This is a genomic window from Methylobacterium sp. GC_Met_3 (genome assembly GCF_026540775.1).
Lineage (GTDB): Bacteria > Pseudomonadota > Alphaproteobacteria > Rhizobiales > Beijerinckiaceae > Methylobacterium.
Genome location: NZ_JALNUL010000005.1, coordinates 1 through 17358 on the forward strand (window position 1 = coordinate 1; position 17358 = coordinate 17358).

General features: G+C 67.9%; 23 protein-coding genes. 15 read left to right on the forward strand and 8 right to left on the reverse strand.

The features are described from left to right. The first annotated feature begins 82 nt into the window (after positions 1-82). Genes rpsJ through rpsQ form a run of 11 tightly spaced genes read left to right on the forward strand, consistent with a single transcriptional unit; the run spans position 83 to position 5307 of the window. On the forward strand, positions 83-391 hold the full coding sequence (gene rpsJ / locus OXS27_RS08755; protein WP_043351245.1) for a 30S ribosomal protein S10: 309 nt from the start codon (positions 83-85) through the stop codon (positions 389-391). Between the two features lie 51 nt (positions 392-442). Beyond that, positions 443-1168: a 50S ribosomal protein L3 gene (rplC, locus tag OXS27_RS08760; protein ID WP_243920336.1), complete on the forward strand. Its 726-nt coding sequence runs from the start codon at positions 443-445 to the stop codon at positions 1166-1168. Continuing rightward, the gene (gene rplD / locus OXS27_RS08765) at positions 1168-1788 is read left to right on the forward strand and encodes a 50S ribosomal protein L4 (protein ID WP_267355520.1); all 621 of its coding nucleotides are present in this window, start codon (positions 1168-1170) and stop codon (positions 1786-1788) included. The genes rplC and rplD overlap by 1 nt, the downstream gene beginning before the upstream one ends. Continuing rightward, a complete protein-coding gene (locus OXS27_RS08770; RefSeq protein WP_020094257.1) occupies positions 1785-2081 on the forward strand; it encodes a 50S ribosomal protein L23 in 297 nt (98 codons plus the stop codon). Before rplD ends, OXS27_RS08770 begins: the two co-directional genes overlap by 4 nt. Before the next feature lie 25 nt (positions 2082-2106). After that, complete coding sequence (gene rplB, locus OXS27_RS08775) at positions 2107-2943, forward strand: 50S ribosomal protein L2 (RefSeq protein WP_243920338.1); 837 nt, start codon at positions 2107-2109, stop codon at positions 2941-2943. 5 nt (positions 2944-2948) lie between these two features. Continuing rightward, entirely contained in the window at positions 2949-3227 is a 279-nt protein-coding gene (gene rpsS / locus OXS27_RS08780) for a 30S ribosomal protein S19 (protein ID WP_192708807.1), read from the forward strand. Between the two features lies 1 nt (position 3228). Further along, positions 3229-3615, forward strand: coding sequence for a 50S ribosomal protein L22 (gene rplV, locus OXS27_RS08785; protein ID WP_243920340.1), 387 nt, complete (start codon positions 3229-3231; stop codon positions 3613-3615). A gap of 10 nt (positions 3616-3625) precedes the next feature. Beyond that, positions 3626-4366: a 30S ribosomal protein S3 gene (gene rpsC, locus OXS27_RS08790; protein WP_243920342.1), complete on the forward strand. Its 741-nt coding sequence runs from the start codon at positions 3626-3628 to the stop codon at positions 4364-4366. Positions 4367-4377: 11 nt separating this feature from the next. Next, positions 4378-4791 (forward strand): 50S ribosomal protein L16, encoded by a 414-nt coding sequence (gene rplP, locus OXS27_RS08795; RefSeq protein WP_091719330.1) that lies wholly within the window; start codon positions 4378-4380, stop codon positions 4789-4791. A 12-nt stretch (positions 4792-4803) separates the two neighbouring features. Further along, complete coding sequence (gene rpmC, locus OXS27_RS08800; protein WP_243920344.1) at positions 4804-5019, forward strand: 50S ribosomal protein L29; 216 nt, start codon at positions 4804-4806, stop codon at positions 5017-5019. A gap of 21 nt (positions 5020-5040) precedes the next feature. Further along, a complete protein-coding gene (gene rpsQ, locus OXS27_RS08805) occupies positions 5041-5307 on the forward strand; it encodes a 30S ribosomal protein S17 (RefSeq protein WP_243920346.1) in 267 nt (88 codons plus the stop codon). A 356-nt stretch (positions 5308-5663) separates the two neighbouring features. On the opposite strand, the gene recA is transcribed toward rpsQ, so the two are convergent. Continuing rightward, on the reverse strand, positions 5664-6755 hold the full coding sequence (recA, locus tag OXS27_RS08810; protein ID WP_243920348.1) for a recombinase RecA: 1092 nt from the start codon (positions 6753-6755) through the stop codon (positions 5664-5666). 275 nt (positions 6756-7030) lie between these two features. Then, complete coding sequence (locus OXS27_RS08815; protein WP_267355523.1) at positions 7031-9793, reverse strand: PAS domain-containing sensor histidine kinase; 2763 nt, start codon at positions 9791-9793, stop codon at positions 7031-7033. A 621-nt stretch (positions 9794-10414) separates the two neighbouring features. Between OXS27_RS08815 and OXS27_RS08820 the strand changes: the two genes are divergently transcribed. Both OXS27_RS08820 and OXS27_RS08825 read left to right on the forward strand, forming a co-directional pair. After that, complete coding sequence (locus OXS27_RS08820; protein WP_267355525.1) at positions 10415-11419, forward strand: helix-turn-helix domain-containing protein; 1005 nt, start codon at positions 10415-10417, stop codon at positions 11417-11419. Then, positions 11419-12717, forward strand: a complete 1299-nt coding sequence (locus OXS27_RS08825; protein ID WP_243920357.1) for an MFS transporter — start codon at positions 11419-11421, stop codon at positions 12715-12717. The genes OXS27_RS08820 and OXS27_RS08825 overlap by 1 nt, the downstream gene beginning before the upstream one ends. A 92-nt stretch (positions 12718-12809) precedes the next feature. On the opposite strand, the gene flhB is transcribed toward OXS27_RS08825, so the two are convergent. From flhB to flgB, 6 genes are all read right to left on the reverse strand, one after another. Beyond that, on the reverse strand, positions 12810-13877 hold the full coding sequence (flhB, locus tag OXS27_RS08830) for a flagellar biosynthesis protein FlhB (RefSeq protein WP_243920359.1): 1068 nt from the start codon (positions 13875-13877) through the stop codon (positions 12810-12812). A 12-nt stretch (positions 13878-13889) separates the two neighbouring features. After that, entirely contained in the window at positions 13890-14651 is a 762-nt protein-coding gene (gene fliR, locus OXS27_RS08835; protein ID WP_267355528.1) for a flagellar biosynthetic protein FliR, read from the reverse strand. Between the two features lie 51 nt (positions 14652-14702). Beyond that, entirely contained in the window at positions 14703-14969 is a 267-nt protein-coding gene (gene fliQ / locus OXS27_RS08840) for a flagellar biosynthesis protein FliQ (protein ID WP_243920363.1), read from the reverse strand. A 171-nt stretch (positions 14970-15140) separates the two neighbouring features. Next, entirely contained in the window at positions 15141-15455 is a 315-nt protein-coding gene (gene fliE / locus OXS27_RS08845) for a flagellar hook-basal body complex protein FliE (protein ID WP_243920365.1), read from the reverse strand. 19 nt (positions 15456-15474) lie between these two features. After that, positions 15475-15882, reverse strand: a complete 408-nt coding sequence (gene flgC / locus OXS27_RS08850) for a flagellar basal body rod protein FlgC (RefSeq protein WP_243920366.1) — start codon at positions 15880-15882, stop codon at positions 15475-15477. A gap of 40 nt (positions 15883-15922) precedes the next feature. Further along, entirely contained in the window at positions 15923-16324 is a 402-nt protein-coding gene (flgB, locus tag OXS27_RS08855; RefSeq protein WP_243920367.1) for a flagellar basal body rod protein FlgB, read from the reverse strand. Positions 16325-16670: 346 nt separating this feature from the next. On the opposite strand from flgB, the gene OXS27_RS08860 reads away from it, so the two are divergent. Further along, entirely contained in the window at positions 16671-16937 is a 267-nt protein-coding gene (locus OXS27_RS08860) for a hypothetical protein (protein ID WP_267355532.1), read from the forward strand. Beyond that, positions 16934-17134, forward strand: coding sequence for a hypothetical protein (locus OXS27_RS08865; protein WP_267355534.1), 201 nt, complete (start codon positions 16934-16936; stop codon positions 17132-17134). The genes OXS27_RS08860 and OXS27_RS08865 overlap by 4 nt, the downstream gene beginning before the upstream one ends. The last annotated feature ends 224 nt before the right edge of the window (positions 17135-17358 follow it).

A 17358-nucleotide genomic window follows, 5' to 3' on the forward strand; every position in this document is an offset into this window, starting at 1 on the left:
GAACTCGAGCAAGCATCCTTAGCAGGGCGCGGCGGGGCCAAGGTCCCGCACACCCCGCCGTCCCTCTGTAGGTTCTAGGAACATGAACGGTCAGAACATCCGTATCCGCCTGAAGGCGTTCGATCACCGCATCCTCGATGCGTCGACCAAGGAGATCGTCTCCACGGCCCGGCGCACCGGCGCGACCATCCGGGGTCCGATCCCGCTGCCGACGCATATCGAGAAGTTCACCGTCAACCGCTCGCCGCACATCGACAAGAAGTCGCGCGAGCAGTTCGAGATGCGCACGCACAAGCGGGTGCTCGATATCGTCGATCCGACGCCGCAGACCGTGGACGCGCTGATGAAGCTCGACCTCGCCGCCGGCGTGGACGTGGAGATCAAGCTCTGAGTCCGCTGAGGACTTAGAGCTTACCGTTTCATCGCGCGAGGGAGAGAACCTATGCGCTCAGGCGTCATCGCACAGAAGGTCGGCATGACCCGCGTCTTTACGGACGCGGGGGAGCATGTCCCCGTCACAGTGCTTAAGATCGATCAGTGCCAGGTGGTTGCCCACCGCACCGTCGAGAAGAACGGCTACGTTGCGCTGCAGGTCGGCGTCGGCAAGGCCAAGGTCAAGAACGTCTCGGCTGCCGAGCGGGGCCGCTTCGCGGTCGCCAAGGTCGAGCCGAAGAAGAAGCTCGCCGAGTTCCGCGTGTCCGAGGACGCGCTGATCCCGGTCGGTGCCGAGATCACGGCGGACCACTTCATCCCCGGCCAGTTCGTGGACGTTACCGGCACCACCACCGGTAAGGGTTTCGCGGGCGGTATCAAGCGCTGGAACTTCGGCGGTCTGCGCGCCACCCACGGCGTGTCGATCTCGCACCGTTCGATCGGTTCGACCGGTGGCCGTCAGGATCCGGGCAAGACCTTCAAGAACAAGAAGATGCCGGGTCACCTCGGTGTCGAGCGGGTCACCACCCAGAACCTGCGCGTCGTGCGCACCGATCCCGAGCGTGGCCTGATCCTGGTCGAGGGCGCGGTGCCGGGTGTCGCCGGCGGCTGGATCCAGATCCGCGATGCGGTGAAGCGCAAGCTCCCCGCTGACGTTCCGCTGCCGGGCAAGTTCCGTGAGAACGGCGCGCCCATCCCGGCTCCCGAAGCCGCTGCGGCTGAGGAGACCGCGTGATGAAGCTCGATATCAAAACCCTCGACGGCGCTGGCGCCGGCTCGGTTGAGCTGAACGAAGAAATCTTCGGCCTGGAGCCCCGCGCTGACCTGCTTCAGCGTATGGTTCGCTGGCAGCTCGCCAAGCGGCGCGCCGGTACCCATGCCGTTCAGAACCGCTCGGACGTGAACCGGACCCGCAAGAAGCTGTACAAGCAGAAGGGCACCGGTAACGCCCGCCACGGCGCAGCCTCCGCACCGCAGTTCCGCGGTGGTGGCCGGGCCTTCGGTCCGGTGGCTCGTGACCACAGCCACGACCTTCCCAAGAAGGTCCGCGCTCTGGCCCTGCGCCACGCCCTGTCGGCCAAGGCCAAGGCTTCGACCCTGATCGTCGTGGACGACATCAAGATCGAGGATCACAAGACCAAGGGGCTCGTCGAGCGTTTCGGCAAGATGGGCCTCTCCAACGCGCTGATCATCGGCGGTGCCGAGGTCGACGTGAATTTCGGCCGGGCCGCCCGCGCCATCCCGCAGATCGACGTGCTGCCCGTGCAGGGCATCAACGTCTACGACATCCTGCGCCGCGACACGCTCGTCCTGACGAAGGCTGCCGTCGACGCGCTGGAGGAGCGTTTCAAATGAGTGCCGATCCGCGCCACTACGACATCGTTGTCTCCCCGGTGATCACCGAGAAGGCGACGAACCTGACCGAGCAGAACAAGGTTGTCTTCCGCGTCGCCCCCAAGGCGACGAAGCCTCAGATCAAAGAGGCGGTCGAGAAGCTGTTCGACGTGAAGGTCACGGCCGTGAACACCCTTGTCACCAAGGGAAAGAAGAAGATTTTCCGCGGCCTCCGCGGACAGCGCTCCGACGTGAAGAAGGCGATCGTGACCCTGGCCGAGGGCCACTCGATCGACGTCACGACCGGGCTCTGAGGACGGGTTTTAGGGATCCAAGCCGATGGCCTTGAAGACATTCAAACCGGTCACGCCGAGCCTGCGCCAGCTCGTACTCGTCGACCGCCGTGAGCTCTACAAGGGCAAGCCGGTGAAGGCGCTGACGGAGGGCAAGTCGTCCTCCGGCGGCCGCAACAACCTGGGTCGCATCACTGTCCGCTTCCGCGGCGGCGGCCACAAGCGCGTCCTGCGCAACGTCGACTTCAAGCGTCGCGAGCAGCTGGGCGTGTCTGCCACCGTGGAGCGGATCGAGTACGATCCGAACCGCACGGCGTTCATCGCGCTGATCAACTTCCCCGACGGGAAGCAGAGCTACATCCTGGCCCCCCAGCGCCTTCAGCCGGGCGACAAGGTGGTGGCCGGCGAGAGCGTCGACATCAAGCCGGGCAATGCTGCCCCGGTCGGCTCGATGCCGGTGGGCACGATCGTCCACAACGTGGAGCTGAAGATCGGCAAGGGCGGCGCGATCGCCCGCTCGGCTGGCAACTACGCGCAGATCGTTGGCCGCGATCAGGGCTACGTGACGCTCCGTCTGAACTCGGGCGAGCAGCGGCTGGTCCACGGCCAGTGCTTCGCCAGCGTCGGTGCGGTCTCGAACCCGGATCACATGAACATCTCGCTCGGTAAGGCCGGGCGTAACCGTTGGCTCGGCAAGCGCCCGCACGTCCGCGGCGTGGCGATGAACCCGGTCGACCATCCGCACGGCGGCGGCGAGGGTCGTACCTCGGGCGGCCGCAACCCGGTCACGCCCTGGGGCGTGCCCACCAAGGGGAAGAAGACCCGGTCCAACAAGCGGACCGACGTGTTCATCCTGTCCAGCCGCCACAACCGCAAGAAGTAATCGCTATGGCACGCTCTCTCTGGAAGGGGCCGTTCGTCGACGGCTACCTCTTCAAGAAGGCCGAAGCGGCGCGGGGTTCCTCGCGCTCCGAGGTCATCAAGATCTGGAGCCGCCGCTCCACGATCCTTCCGCAGTTCGTCGGGCTCACCTTCGGTGTGCACAACGGGCAGAAGCACATCCCGGTCTACGTGTCCGAGGAGATGGTCGGTCACAAGTTCGGCGAGTTCTCGCCGACCCGCACCTTCCCGGGCCATGCGGCCGACAAGAAGGCGAAGAGGCGCTGAGATGGGCAAGCAAGCCACCCCCCGCGCGCTCCCCGAGAACGAGGCAAAGGCCGTTGCGCGCATGCTGCGCGTCAGCCCGCAGAAGCTCAACCTCGTGGCGCAGATGATCCGCGGCAAGAAGGTCGACACGGCCCTTGCCGAGCTCGAGTTCTCGCGCAAGCGGATCTCGACCGAGGTCAAGAAGTGCCTCGAGAGCGCCATTGCCAACGCCGAGAACAACCACGATCTGGATGTCGACGATCTCGTCGTCTCCGAGGCCTTCGTGGGCAAGGCGCTGGTTCTCAAGCGCTTCCACGCCCGCGCCCGCGGTCGCGGCGCGCGTATCCTGAAGCCCTTCTCGAACCTCACCATCGTGGTTCGTGAAGTCCGCCAGGCCGAAGCGGCTTGAGGAGGAACTGATGGGCCAGAAAGTCAACCCGATCGGTCTTCGGCTCGGCATCAACCGGACCTGGGATTCCCGCTGGTTTGCCAACAAGGGCGACTATGCGAAGCTCATGCACGAGGACGTCGCGATCCGCGCCGCCCTTATGAAGCAGCTCAAGCAGGCGGCGGTCTCCAAGATCGTCATCGAGCGCCCTCACCGGAAGTGCCGCGTCACCATCCACTCGGGTCGTCCGGGCGTGGTGATCGGCAAGAAGGGTGCTGATATCGAGAAGCTGCGCAAGCTCGTCGGCACCATGACCAAGGCCGACGTGACCATCAACATCGTCGAGGTGCGCAAGCCCGAGATCGATGCCACCCTGGTGGCCGACTCGATCGCGCAGCAGCTCGAGCGCCGCGTCGCCTTCCGGCGCGCCATGAAGCGGGCCGTTCAGTCGGCCATGCGTCTGGGCGCCGAGGGCATCCGGATCAACTGCTCGGGCCGTCTCGGCGGCGCCGAGATCGCCCGCCAGGAATGGTACCGTGAAGGACGCGTCCCGCTGCACACGCTGCGCGCCGACGTCGATTACGGCACTGCCACGGCGTTCACGACCTACGGTACTTGCGGCATCAAGGTTTGGGTGTTCAAGGGCGAGATCCTTGAGCATGACCCGATGGCCCAGGATAAGAAGGCCCAGGAAGAGGGTGGCCGCTCCGGCGGACGCCGTGAGCGCGATGGCGAGGGCGGCCGCGAGCGCGGACGCCGCGAGCACGCGTAAGGTAGGAAGCCATGCTGCAACCGAAAAAGACTCGCTTCCGTAAGCAGTTCAAGGGCCGCATCCACGGTGCGGCCAAGGGCGGCTTCGAGCTGAACTTCGGCCAGTTCGGTCTGAAGGCGGTGGAGCCCGAGCGCGTCACTGCTCGCCAGATCGAGGCGGCCCGCCGCGCGATCACCCGCGAGATGAAGCGCCAGGGCCGCGTTTGGATCCGGGTGTTCCCGGACGTGCCGGTCTCCTCGAAGCCGACCGAAGTCCGCATGGGCTCCGGTAAGGGCGCTCCAGATTACTGGGCTGCCCGCGTGCATCCCGGCCGGATCATGTTTGAGGTCGACGGCGTTGCCGAGGCCATCGCCAAGGAGGCGCTCCGCCTCGGCGCCGCGAAGCTCCCGATCCGTACGCGGGTCGTCCAACGCATCGCCGACTGAACGGAGGCTATCGTGAAGTCGACCCAGAGAGTGTCTGATCTTAAGGCGTTGTCGCCGGATCAGTTGAATGACGAGTTGCTGAACCTCAAGAAAGAGCAGTTTAACCTGCGCTTCCAGGGGGCCACTGGCCAGCTCGAGAACGTCGCCCGCGTCCGTGAGGTCCGCCGCGACATCGCCCGTGTCCGGACTCTGCAGCGTTCCAAGACGCTGCAGCAGGCCAAGGCCTGAGGCGGGTTTTAGGAGACAACCATGCCGAAGCGCATCCTGCAGGGCACCGTCGTCAGCGACAAGGGTGAGAAGACCATCGTGGTGAAGGTGGAGCGTCGCTTCACGCACCCGGTGATGAAGAAGACCGTCCGCCGGTCGAAGAACTACCATGCGCATGACGAGGCGAATGTCGCCAAGGTCGGGCAGACGGTGTTCATCGAGGAGTGCCGTCCGTTCTCGAAGACCAAGACCTGGAAGCTGGTCGAGGGCGAGGCGGCGGTTCAGGCCGAGGCTGGCGAGGCCGCTTGATCTGATGGCTTGGCGGCTGCGGGCGACCGCATCCGCCAGATCGTTTCTATTCGAATCGACGAGAGCCCGGGCAAGGCCGACCTTCATTGGTCGGACTCGCACCGGGCTTCGTCGTTTGAGGATTGCGTTCGGCCTTGGTGCCGATGGTTGTACCTATGCGCATCAGATCAAGCCTAGCCTGTGCGATCGTCCTTGAGCCTCCGGCATTATGCGGCGGTCGGTTTCGACGGGCATCTTGACCTTCGGCGTTGGCACGGCGCTCGGAAAGAAAAACGGCCCCGGAGATGCTCCGGGGCCGTCCTACGTCTCTTGCGAAGAATGCCGCCGCAAACCCTCTTAGAATGCGGCAGCGCCGATCAGGCCTCGCCCTCGTCGAGATCGTCCGCGCTCGGCGTCGCGGTCTCCAAAATCTTCTCGGCCACCAGGCCTGAATTCTGCCGGATCGATCCTTCGATCTCGGCGGCGATCTTCGGGTTGTCGCGCAGGAAGCCCTTCGAGTTCTCGCGGCCCTGGCCGAGGCGCTGGCTGTTGTACGAGAACCAGGCGCCCGACTTCTCGACGATCCCGGCCTTTACGCCGAGATCGATCAGCTCGCCGACCTTCGACACGCCCTCGCCGAACATGATGTCGAACTCGACCTGCTTGAACGGCGGCGCAACCTTGTTCTTCACCACTTTGACGCGGACCTGATTGCCGATCGCCTCGTCCCGGTCCTTCAGGGTCGAGATACGGCGGATGTCGAGGCGCACCGAGGCGTAGAACTTCAGGGCGTTGCCGCCCGTGGTCGTCTCGGGGCTGCCGTACATCACGCCGATCTTCATCCGGATCTGGTTGATGAAGATGACCATGCAGTTCGAGCGCGAGATCGAGCCGGTCAGCTTGCGCAGGGCTTGGCTCATCAGGCGCGCCTGCAGGCCGGGCTGGCTCTCGCCCATCTCGCCCTCGATCTCGGCCCGCGGGGTCAGCGCGGCGACCGAATCGACCACCAGCACGTCGATGGCGCCGGAGCGCACCAGCGTGTCGGTGATCTCCAGGGCCTGCTCTCCGGTGTCGGGCTGCGAGATCAGCAGGTCGTCGAGATTGACCCCGAGCTTGCGGGCATAGACCGGGTCCAGCGCGTGCTCGGCGTCGATGAAGGCGCAGACCCCGCCCTTCTTCTGGGCTTCCGCGATGGTGTGAAGGGCGAGCGTCGTCTTGCCCGACGATTCGGGGCCGTAGATCTCGACGACGCGACCGCGCGGAAGGCCGCCGACGCCCAGCGCGATGTCGAGCCCGATCGAGCCGGTGGAGACGGTTTCGACCTCCTGCACCTTGTCGTTCTTGCCAAGCCGCATGATCGAGCCCTTGCCGAAGGCACGCTCGATCTGAGACAGGGCGGCGTCGATCGCCTTGGACTTGTCCTTGTCCGCGGGGGGCATGTCGACCACTTTCAATGCGGGCTGGGCCATCTGGCGGCATCCTTATGAAGGGGTTGAGCGCCGTTCACAACGCGCGTCAACGTCCGTCTTGTGTACCTGTTTTGTTCTCAATCGGCAAGGGCGCGCGGGTGTTCTGACCGGGCGTTGTGCCCGTCAATTTGCATTGCATGCGTTGCGGGAGCGTGGCTGGTCCGTCTCGCGCTGTGGGATCCGGCGGTGGCGCAATGGCCGCGCCGCCCCTCATACCCGGCGTGCCGGGATGAGGCTGTTTGCGCCGGTGCCTGAAGGGTCGGTGGCCCAGCCCCTCAGCTTGCCATCGTCTTTTTCACGGTCTCGACGAGCTGCTTCAGGCTGAAGGGTTTTGGCAGGAAGTTGAAGGTCTCGCCCTCCGGCAGGTTCTTGCGGAAGGCGTCCTCGGCGTAGCCGGAGACGAAGATCACCTTCAGGTCCGGCTGGTGCTTGCGCACTTCCCGCAGCAGGGTCGGACCGTCCATCTCTGGCATGACGACGTCGGAGACCACGAGGTCGATCGGCTGGGCGTTCTCGCGCACGATCGCCAGCGCCTCGAGACCAGAGGCCGCCTCCAGGACCGTATAACCGCGGGCCGAGAGGGCCCGGCTGTTGACCGCGCGGACCGGATCCTCGTCCTCCACCAGCAGAATCGTACCCTGGCCAGTATGGTCGGCGGCGGGCTGGCGCGGCGGCGTCCGCTCGATCGGGGTCGCAGGCCCCACGGGTTCGATCTTTCCCTCGGCCTTCGACGAACCAGGCAGCCGTGCGGCGTCCGTCCGCGGTAAGGCTGGTGCGGGGGCCGGGAGCGGCACCTCCTCGGGTTCCGCCACCGGTATGTGGCGCGGCAGATAGATCCGGAAGGCGGTGCCCTCCCCGACCGTGGACTGCACGTCGATCGTGCCGCCGGACTGCTTGACGATACCGAACACCGTCGAGAGCCCGAGGCCCGTGCCCTTGCCGATCTCCTTGGTGGTGAAGAACGGCTCGAAGATCTTCTCCATCAGCTCGGGCGGGATGCCCTGTCCGGTGTCGCGGACCTCGATCAGCACGTGATCGCCCGCAGGCGCCCCGCCCCGCCCCTCGGCCACCGCTGCGGGACCCGGATCGGTGACGTTCTCGGTGCGGATCACCAGTTTGCCGCCCTCCGGCATCGCGTCGCGGGCGTTGACCGCGAGGTTCACAATCACCTGCTCGAACTGGTTGACATCGGCCTTCACGGGCCAAACCTCGCGGCCGTGCTTCAACTCCAGGGCGACGCGCTCGCCGAGCAGCCGCTTCAGCAGGAGCGTGAGCTCCGACAGCGCCTCGCCGACACTCATCACCTCCGGCCGCAGGGTTTGGCGGCGGGAGAACGCCAGGAGCTGGCGGACGAGGCCCGCTGCCCGATTGGCGTTCTGCTTGATCTGCATGATGTCTTGGAAGGCCGGATCGGTCGGCCGGTGGCTCGCCAGCAGCAGGTCCGAGTAGCCGATGATCGCCTGCAGCACGTTGTTGAAGTCGTGCGCGATGCCGCCCGCGAGCTGACCCACGGCGTTCATCTTCTGGGCCTGGGCGACCTGCTGCTCCAGCTGGCGCTGCGCCGTCGTGTCGAGGGCGTACAGGATGACGCGCTCGGCCTCGTCGGTCTGCTGCCCGGGATCGCCGCCGTCGGCGGGGCTCAGCCAGACCCGCGCGGAGCGGCCACCGGGTCCGGTCAGCTGAACCTCGATCGGCTCGGGATCGGTCATCCCGCGCGATGCCCGGGCGAGCCCGGCTTCGAGGCTGGTGCGGTCGGTCACCGAGTCGCCGACGTTGGGCTCGGCCCGGTGCGTGCCGTCCCCGTCGATGGCGCCGTCCTCGGCCTGCCGCGGCACCGTACCGAACAGCCGGGTGAAGGAGGCGTTGGCCCGGGCGATCCGCCCCGTGCTGTCGAGGGTCGCGATGGCAATCGGCGAGTTGTTGAGGAACCTGGCGAGGCGGACCTCGGCGGCGCGCTGCGGCTCGTCGGTCTCGGCCCCGGCGGAGCGGTTGATCACGAAGGTCCGCGAGGAGCCGGGCTTGCCGTCCTTGCCGAAGGCGATCCGGTGGTAGAGCCGCACCGGCAGGGTGTGGCCGTTCCGGCGGCGCAGGTCGAGGTCGAAGCGGTCGGTCCGCACCTCGCCGGGCATTCCGGCGGCGCGCACGAGGACGTCGGCCTCGGGGGCGATCTCGGTGAGGTGTGGGCCACCGGGGCCGACGCTCGCGAGGTCGTAGCCGAGCCAGGCCGCCAGCGTGGCGTTCATGTACACGATGGCGCCGGCCGGATCGATCGACAGGAAGCCGGCCGGGGCGTGGTCGAGATAATCGATCGCGTGCTGGAGTTCCTGGAAGACGTTCTCCTGGCGCTCGCGTTCGGCGGTGATGTCGGCGACCGTCCAGAGGGCGGCGGCCCGGCGCGCGCGGGCCAACGGCCGGACCGAGACCCGGTACCAGCCGAAGCTGCGCTCGCCGGCGAGCGGGCCGAGCGGCGGCGACATCCGCACCTCTTCGGTGTGCGCCCGGGCGTCGCGCGAGGCCTGCGACAGGCGGTAGACCGCCTCGGAGACCTCCGGCGGCCCGACCAGGATGCGCTCCACCGGCACGAGGTTCGAGAAGGTGTCGCCCCCAGCGATCCGCAGATAGGCCTCGTTGGCGTAGATCAGCCGGCCACCATCCTCGACCACCAGTGCGCCGTCCGGCGAAGCGTCGACGATGCCCTTGGTGATGTCGTCTCGGGCGGCGCTGCCGCTGAGCTGAAGCGCGCCGATGGCGAGGGCGAACAGGAAGAACACGCCCGCCATGGCGAGCAGGGCGAGCAGCCACACGATCAGCGACTGGGCCTGCTCGTTGGCCACGAAGGACAGGCCGATGGCGGCTCCGACCAGAAGGCCCGCCAGGACGAGCAGCAGCCCGACCCGGCCCGGCTGCTCCGAGCGGTCGATCGAGCCGGTCGCCTGCGGCGCAGCCGGCTGCGATCCCGCACCCTGAGCGGCGACGACCGGCAATCCTGCATTCGGCGCGCCTGCGGCGGGCGCCGGAGGTCCAGTCACGTCGGCCATCGGCTTCATTTCCAGAACGTTCCCCCCGGTTAGGCCGGCCGGCCATATCAGGGCAAGGGCCGCGCGGCATCACGCGCATCGCGCCAAGCCTCGGCTCAGCCTCGCGAAAAAAGGTGGACGAAGCGTGGCTTTCGCGCGGTTTCACGCGCTGACGCAATGCCATCCGGGGATTGGGAGCTTCCTCCGGCCGCCGATGACCATGGCGTCACGACGCCGGATCTCGACAAACGAGACAGATCCAAGGGCGTGGCCACGGCGCCGGCCAACGCGAAGGAGGATGGCTCGCCGCGCACATATCCGAGCCGGGGTCTGTCGCGTTCGACCATGAGCCTCATCCGTCTTCGCCCTCGCGCGTCGGGCAGATCGACCGGACCGACGCGGCACGCCGGGTGTCGCGGCCCGCACCACTGGGCGAATTGATCACGAAAGCGTGATCGACTGGCTGCTCGGACCTCGCATCTCGTTACAGTCCGAATTGATATTCGAGACGTTCATGCAGACGAGACCCATGTCCAAGCGGCGACAGCCGCTTAACCGTGTGGATCCGGGCGCGTATGCGCGCCGCGTCGAACCGGCTCGATCACGCGGCGCTGCCGAACCGGTCACCGCCTGACTCCGCGCGTGGAAAAACTCTTCTTTGCGGCTCGGGGGACGGACGGCGCCGGCTTCGAGAGCTATCGGCGCCTCTACGGCATCGGCGCCGATGTCGAGCCCGCCGATGGGCCGTTCCGCGCCGAGGTTCGGATCCGGCGTTTCCGGCGGATGATCCTGTTCGAGCGGGAGCTCGGCGGCCTGCTGCACATGCGTGGTCCCGGGCGCGTGCGCCATGATGGCTTCGACCACATCACGCTGCACCTCCTGTTGTCCGGCGATCTCACCGGCGGCCCCCTCGGCGCCGGCCATCGCCTGCGGCCGGGCGAGATCATGGTGGTGGATACGCGCCGAGCGCACTGGACGCGGGTCGAACGGGCCCGGTTGATCACCGTCCAGCTCGCCCGCGAGGTGGTCGAGGCCTCGGTCAGCGATCTGGAACCGGTGCACGGGATCGTCCTGCCCGCGGCCGCTGCCGGGCTGCTGGCCGATTTCATTGCGTCCCTGGTCCGCCGGGCGGACGATCTGCCCCCGGTCGCGGTGGAGCGTGCGGCTGCCACGGCGGCCGAACTCCTCGGCCTGGGCTTGAGCGTCGCGACGGCCGCGCCGTTGGCGCGCCTCCTCTCGACCGAGGCGTCGCAGCCGCTGCGGCGGATCCGAGCCGAAGCCTATATCGATGCGCATTTGGCCGACCCGGGCCTGAACAGTTCGGCGATCGCGGCTGGGATCGGAGCCTCCCGGAGCAGCCTGTACGCGGTCTTTGCCGATGAAGGTGGCATTGTCCGCTTCATCCAGAGGCGACGGCTCGAGCGTCTGCGCGCGGACCTGCGCCGTTCCGAGGACGGCCGGACCGTGTCGGCCCTCGCCCACGCGCATGGCTTCGCGGACGAGAGCGGGTTCAACCGCGCGTTCCGGGCTGCCTTCGGCATGCCCCCCGGCCGGTACCGCGCCGCTATGCGGGAGGCCCGGGAGGACCGGTCCGGAGACGGGCCGACCGACGCCGTCCTGGTCCGCTGGACGAGCGAACTGTATTGATGGCCGATCTGGAACGTCGTTACGCGTCGTTCGGCCTGTCGGAGCGGCGGCTGGTGATCCTGCTCGCGGCGACGCAGCTGCTGGCGTTCAGCGACCGCTTCCTGATCACCCTGGTGGCACAGCCGCTGAAGCTGGACCTCGCCCTCTCGGACGCGCAGCTCGGTATCCTCCAGGGATCGGCCTTCGCCCTCCTCAACGCGGCCGCCATGCCGTGGGCCGGGGGCGTCGCGGATGCCGGGCACCGCAGGATCCTGCTGATGGCCAGCGTTCTGGTCTGGAGCGTAGCCACCCTCGCGTGCGGGCTCGCGACCAGCTTCGCGATTCTGCTCGCCGCCCGGGCCTTCCTTGGACTCGGGCAGGCCGCGGTCGCGCCCGCGGCGCTGTCGCTGATGGCGCATCGCTTGCCGCGGCGCAGACTGGGGCGGTCGGTGGCGCTCCTGACCGCCGGAGCCAGTCTCGGCCGCAGTCTCGCCCTCCTGGCAGGCGGGGCGGTTCTGGCCTTGCTGACGGCGGCGCACGACCTGAATCTGCCCGGCTACGGAACGCTCCATCCCTGGCAGGCGCTCTTCCTGCTGGCCTGCCTGCCGAACATCGCGCTCCTGATCGGGCTCCGGCGGGTGGTCGAGCCGCCCGCGGCGCCGCAGCGCGAGGGGCGGCCGGCCCTCGCCTGGGTCGTCCGGCACCGCGCCGCCTATGGGCCGCATTTCGGCGCCGCCGCGGCGGCTGTCCTGATCGGGCAGACCCTGACCGCCTGGGCGCCGACCTTCTACGTGCGCGTCCACGGCCTGACGCCCGCCGAGGCTGGCTTACGGCTCGGGCTTCTGGTGCTCATCGCGGCGCCGGTCGGGCACCTCGCGGGTGGGCGCTGGCTCGACCGCGCCCGGGCTTTCGCGCCCCGGCGGGCGGCCTCGTACGGACTCGCGATGGGCCTGGCGGCTGCACCGGCCTGCACGGCCGCGATGGTCCTCACGGCCGACCGCGCGATGTCGCTGGCGGCGTTCGCAGGGCTCGTGGCTGTGCTTGGCTTCACTTCCCCATCCGCTCTGGCGGGCCTCCAGCTCCTCACGCCGCGGGCGCTCCGCGGCCGCGTGAGCGCCGCCTTCGTGGCCGGGGTGACCCTGGTCGCCTTCGGGGCGGGCCCGGCCCTCGTCGGGCTGATCAACGACCGGATGGTCGGCCCGGCGCAAGTCGGGACGGCGATGCTGGCCGTGTTCGGCGTCGCCTCCCTGATCGGGATCGCCTTCGCCCTGGCGACACGCCCTCTCGCAGGCCGTCGGCGGGCCGTGTCTGAGAGCTGAGCCCGATCGCGTCGCAATCGTGCGCGGCTCTAAGCTCTCGTCGTGACGCGCTTTCTGACGCCGACCCGGCGTCCCTTTCGTCGGAGAGCGCTCTAAGCCGCCCGACGCCGCAGACGCAGCACGAAGCCGATCACCTCAGCCACCGCGCGGAAATGCTCGGCGGGGATCTCGCCGTCGATCTCCACGGTGGCGTGCAGCGCCCGGGCCAGCGGCGGGTTCTCGATCACCGCGACGCCGTGCTCGGCCGCCATCGCGCGGATGCGCAGGGCCAGCGAGTCGACGCCCTTGGCAACGCAGATCGGCGCCGCCATGCCGGTCTCGTAGCGTAGGGCCACCGCGTAGTGGGTCGGGTTGGTGACCACCACGGTGGCGGTCGGCACGGCGGCCATCATCCGCTTCCGCACCCGGGCCATGCGGAGCTGTCGCATGCGGCCCTTCACCTCCGGGTTGCCGTCCGACTCCTTCATCTCCTGCTTCATCTCCTCCTTCGACATGCGGTGGCGCTTGCGCCAGCGGAACCGCGCGTAGAGGGCATCGCCCAGGGTGATCGCGAGATGCACGCACAGCATGCCGGCGAGCAGCCGCAGGCTCAAGGAGAGGATCGCCGGCAGGGCCGCAGCGGGATCGAGCTGGACGAACACCTCCAGCCGGTCGCGGTCGTTCCACAGGACCACGCCGCCCACCACGCCGACGGTGCAGATCTTGGCCAGCCCCTTGCCGAACTGGAACCACGCCTCGATGCCGAGCAGGCGCTTCACCCCGGCCATGGGCGAGAGCCGCTCGAATTTCGGCATCAGCGTCTCGGCGGTGAACACCAACGGGTGCTGGAGCAGCCCGGCGGCGAGCCCGGCAACCACGGCGAGGCCCACCGGGACGGCCACCGCCTGCAGCCACAGCCAGAGCGCCCGCACGGCTGCGGCCCGCATCGCGGTGGCGTCGTCCGGCAGGGTGTGGGCGTTGGCGAGGTAGGCCCTGAGCCCGTACAGCAGGTTCTGCGCGATGCTGGGCGCCGCGAGCAGCAGCGCGAGGGTGAAGGCCGCCAGGATCGCGAAGGTGTTGATCTCGGTGCTGGTCGCGACGTCGCCGCGCTCGATCGCCTGATCCAGCCGCCGTTGGGACGGCTCCTCGGTCTTGTCCTCGTCGTCCGCGCCTTCGGCCATCCCGCGACTACCTCAGCGCCCGATCGATTCGGCGAGGTATCGGCCCATATCGTCCAGGAAGACGCCCATCATCACGCCGAGGCAGCCCATCAGGATCACGACGCCCACCAGCACCGAGGCCGGGACCGCCAGGGCGAACACCTGCAATTGCGGCATCAGGCGCGACAGCACGCCGAGGCCCAGATTGAACAGGATCCCGAACGCGATGAACGGCCCGGAGATCTGCATCGCCAGGGTGAAGCCGCGGGCGAGCGCCCGGGTCGCCAGCGTGAGCGCGTCCGAGAAGGCCGGGACCCCATCCGGCGGCAGGACGTCGTAGCTCCGCGCCAAGCCCTCGATGGCGAGGTGGTGCAGATCGGTGGTGAAGATCAGCGTGATGCCCAGCAGCGACAGGAAGTTGCCGATCGCCACCTGCTGGCCGCCCTGGCTCGGATCCACGGTCATCGCGTAGGACAGGCCGATCTGCGCTGCGATGATCGTCCCGGCGGTCTGGAGGGCCGCAAGCACCATCCGCACCGAGAGGCCGAGGACCAGCCCCACGATCGTCTCGCCGAACAAAAGCCCGATCAGCCGCGGCCCGGCGAGACCCTCCGTGCCGCCGAGCAAAGGACGAACGGTCGGGAACAGCACCAGGGTGGTCAGCACCGCGAAGGCCAGCCGCAGGCGCGGCGAGACCGACTGTTCGCCGATCCCGGGCATCAGCATGATCAGCGTGCCGACGCGCGCGAAGGTGATCAGGAAGGCCGAGGCGATCCCGGGCAGGAGGAGGTTCATCGCCGCCCCCCTGACACGCGGATTGCGCCGCTGTCGTGGCCGGGACGGACCTCACCCGCCCATCGCGATGCGGGCGGCGATGCGGGTCATGTAGCCCGCCATGGCGTCGCCGATGAAGGGCAGCATCAGGAGCAGCACGGCGAAGACTGCCACGACCTTGGGGACGTAGATCAGGGTCTGCTCTTGGATCTGGGTCAGGGCCTGGACCAGCGAGACCGCGAGGCCCACCGCCAGGGAGACGAGCATCAGCGGTCCGGCGATCTTCAGGAACACGAAGATGCCGTCGCGGGCGACGTCGAGGATGGCGAGTCCGGTCATGGCGAGGACGGATCCGAAGGAAAACAGGTCATAGTTTCGAAAGGTCGTCGACCTTTTGCGGGTGCAGGGCGGAGCCCTGCGGTCGGGCTCTGCCCGATCGTCGGGCGAAGCCCGATATCAGGGCTCCGCCCCGATACCCTGCCAAAGGGCGGAGCCCTTTGGGATCCCCGGTCAGATCTGCATCCGCATGATCTCCTCGTAGGCGGAGATCATGCGGTCGCGCACGGCGACCATGGTCTGGAGGGCGGTCTCGCTCTCGGCGACCGCGGTGACCACGTCCACGACGTTGGCCTTGCCGGATGCGGCCGAGACCGCCTGGGCATCGGCCCGGCGCCCGGCATCGCCGACGTTCTCCAGCGTCTTGCCGAGGAACTGCATGAAGTCGGTGCCGGTCTCGGCCGTCGACTGCACCTTGGGGACGGGCCGGCCGGAGGCGATGCCCTGGACGGCGGCGTAGGCGCCCGCCGCGAAGTTGCTCGAAGCCATCGCTATCGCTCCTGACCGATCACTTCAGGATGCCGAGTGTCTGGGACAGCATCTTGCGCGTGGCGGTGATCATGTTGAGGTTCGCCTCGTAGGAGCGCTGGGCCTCGCGCAGGTCCATGTTTTCGACTAGCGCGTTGACGTTGGGCATCTGCACCTCGCCCCGTGCGTTGGCAGCGGGGTTGCCGGGCTCGAACTTGGTCCGGAAGGCGGACGGGTCGCGCCGGACGCGGCCCGCTTCCACGAGCCGGGCGCCGGTCTCGTCATCGAGGTGGCTGGTGAAGCTCGGAATCTTGCGGCGATAGGGCTCCGCCCCAACCGAAGGCGGCGCGGAATCGGCATTGGCGATGTTCTCGGCGATGATCCGCATCCGGCCCGACTGGGCCTTGAGGCCGGCCGCCGCCACCGCCATCGACTTGCTGAATTCCATGGCTCAACGCCCTCCTCTCGCCACGTCCGGTCGGCCGACGTCAGCTCTTGCCGATGGCGATCTTCAGGGTGGTCAGGCTGTGCTGGTAGAGCGAGGCGGCGAGCTGATAGTCCGACTGGTTGTCGCCGGCCTTCATCATCTCGTCTTCGAGATTGACCCCGTTGCCGCTCGGGCGGATCTCGAAACCCTTGGCGCGCTTGGCTTCGGCCCCGCCGCCCTGCCCCGCGGGCGCCAGATGGGCCGGACTCGTCAGGGCGAGGCTGGTCGAGCCGGAAGCCAGGGCGCCGGTCGCCCGATCGAAGCGCGGCTCGACGAGGTCGCGGGGCTTGAACCCCGGCATGTCGGCGTTGGCCACGTTCTCCGAGATCAGTCCCTGGCGCGCCTGGGCCCATTGCATCCGGGTGCGCAGCATGCCGAGCACGGGCAGATCGGTGAGGGCCATGGTCGCCTCCGGTCGGGCATCGCCGCGCCGGAACGAGCGCGCTCGGCAAAAACTGCCGCGCGCATGGTTAACGCTGCGTTAAACCCAGGATCGATGCCGCTGCGGTAGACGCGCCTTAGTCCGGATTCGACGCGTCGAGACGTGGCGACGGGCCCGGGGAAGTCCGTTCTTCCACAGCCGATACGGCGGCAGTGCGCTTCATTTCACACCGTATTGTGTTGATGGCGTTGGTTTAAAAGGTCTGTTAACGACCCCGCAACAGTAAGTCGTTGTTTCCGTTATGCTTCGTTCCTGGGTCTCCCGCGGGTTAGTGGACGAAACGGCGCCCCTGCGCTAGCTCGTAGCCATGGCCAAAGAGATGCCCAGCGTCGGCGACCTGCACCGCAAGTCTGACGTGTCGGACGACGAGATCGAGGCGGCCACCGCGGCCTATCTCGCGGACGAAAACGCCAAGCCTATCGCCTTCAAGTCCGGGCACACCATCGACGTCGCCAAGGCGATCGAGATGCGCCCGCAGGCCAAGAAGCTCCTGGCCGACGAGGCGACGAAGCCGGGCCTGCGCCGCACGATGGTGAAGATCGCGGTCGTCATGGACTTCCCGGTTCAGGAATGAGCGAGGAACCGCACGCGAAGCACGACATCGTGGTCGCTCGGCTAACGCAGCGCCTGCACGGCTACGCGCAGGGGCTCGGCCTGGACGATACCGCGCTCCGCCAGATCGTCGAGCGCGTCATCGCCGACATGCCAGAGGCCGACGACGTGGATCGACTGGCTGAGGCGCGCAACTGGATGCTGATCGCGTCGGCATAGCTATGTACACTCAGCCCAAAGCCCGTGCGCCTGGCGGAGCCAGACCGCGTAAGGACATCCGCCTGCGCGTGCTCGGCGCGCTCACGCCGGAGCCTGCGACCGCCACCGAGATCGTCGAGCGCGCCGGTCTGCCCGGTCGGGAGCGAACCCTTCACGCATCCCGCGCACTCGATCGCCTGGAGGCTGATGGATTGGCCATCAGGGTAGGTACCCCGCAGGTGCCA

Excerpts from the sequence above, each read along its gene's own strand:
- rpsJ (WP_043351245.1), top strand. The coding sequence starts at position 83 with ATGAACGGTCAGAACATCCGTATCCGCCTGAAGGCGTTCGATCACCGC.
- rplC (WP_243920336.1), top strand. The coding sequence starts at position 443 with ATGCGCTCAGGCGTCATCGCACAGAAGGTCGGCATGACCCGCGTCTTT.
- rplD (WP_267355520.1), top strand. The coding sequence starts at position 1,168 with ATGAAGCTCGATATCAAAACCCTCGACGGCGCTGGCGCCGGCTCGGTT.
- OXS27_RS08770 (WP_020094257.1), top strand. The coding sequence starts at position 1,785 with ATGAGTGCCGATCCGCGCCACTACGACATCGTTGTCTCCCCGGTGATC.
- rplB (WP_243920338.1), top strand. The coding sequence starts at position 2,107 with ATGGCCTTGAAGACATTCAAACCGGTCACGCCGAGCCTGCGCCAGCTC.
- rpsS (WP_192708807.1), top strand. The coding sequence starts at position 2,949 with ATGGCACGCTCTCTCTGGAAGGGGCCGTTCGTCGACGGCTACCTCTTC.
- rplV (WP_243920340.1), top strand. The coding sequence starts at position 3,229 with ATGGGCAAGCAAGCCACCCCCCGCGCGCTCCCCGAGAACGAGGCAAAG.
- rpsC (WP_243920342.1), top strand. The coding sequence starts at position 3,626 with ATGGGCCAGAAAGTCAACCCGATCGGTCTTCGGCTCGGCATCAACCGG.
- rplP (WP_091719330.1), top strand. The coding sequence starts at position 4,378 with ATGCTGCAACCGAAAAAGACTCGCTTCCGTAAGCAGTTCAAGGGCCGC.
- rpsQ (WP_243920346.1), top strand. The coding sequence starts at position 5,041 with ATGCCGAAGCGCATCCTGCAGGGCACCGTCGTCAGCGACAAGGGTGAG.
- recA (WP_243920348.1), bottom strand. The coding sequence starts at position 6,755 with ATGGCCCAGCCCGCATTGAAAGTGGTCGACATGCCCCCCGCGGACAAG.
- OXS27_RS08815 (WP_267355523.1), bottom strand. The coding sequence starts at position 9,793 with ATGGCCGACGTGACTGGACCTCCGGCGCCCGCCGCAGGCGCGCCGAAT.
- OXS27_RS08825 (WP_243920357.1), top strand. The coding sequence starts at position 11,419 with ATGGCCGATCTGGAACGTCGTTACGCGTCGTTCGGCCTGTCGGAGCGG.
- flhB (WP_243920359.1), bottom strand. The coding sequence starts at position 13,877 with ATGGCCGAAGGCGCGGACGACGAGGACAAGACCGAGGAGCCGTCCCAA.
- fliR (WP_267355528.1), bottom strand. The coding sequence starts at position 14,651 with ATGAACCTCCTCCTGCCCGGGATCGCCTCGGCCTTCCTGATCACCTTC.
- fliQ (WP_243920363.1), bottom strand. The coding sequence starts at position 14,969 with ATGACCGGACTCGCCATCCTCGACGTCGCCCGCGACGGCATCTTCGTG.
- fliE (WP_243920365.1), bottom strand. The coding sequence starts at position 15,455 with ATGGCTTCGAGCAACTTCGCGGCGGGCGCCTACGCCGCCGTCCAGGGC.
- flgC (WP_243920366.1), bottom strand. The coding sequence starts at position 15,882 with ATGGAATTCAGCAAGTCGATGGCGGTGGCGGCGGCCGGCCTCAAGGCC.
- flgB (WP_243920367.1), bottom strand. The coding sequence starts at position 16,324 with ATGGCCCTCACCGATCTGCCCGTGCTCGGCATGCTGCGCACCCGGATG.
- OXS27_RS08860 (WP_267355532.1), top strand. The coding sequence starts at position 16,671 with ATGGCCAAAGAGATGCCCAGCGTCGGCGACCTGCACCGCAAGTCTGAC.
- OXS27_RS08865 (WP_267355534.1), top strand. The coding sequence starts at position 16,934 with ATGAGCGAGGAACCGCACGCGAAGCACGACATCGTGGTCGCTCGGCTA.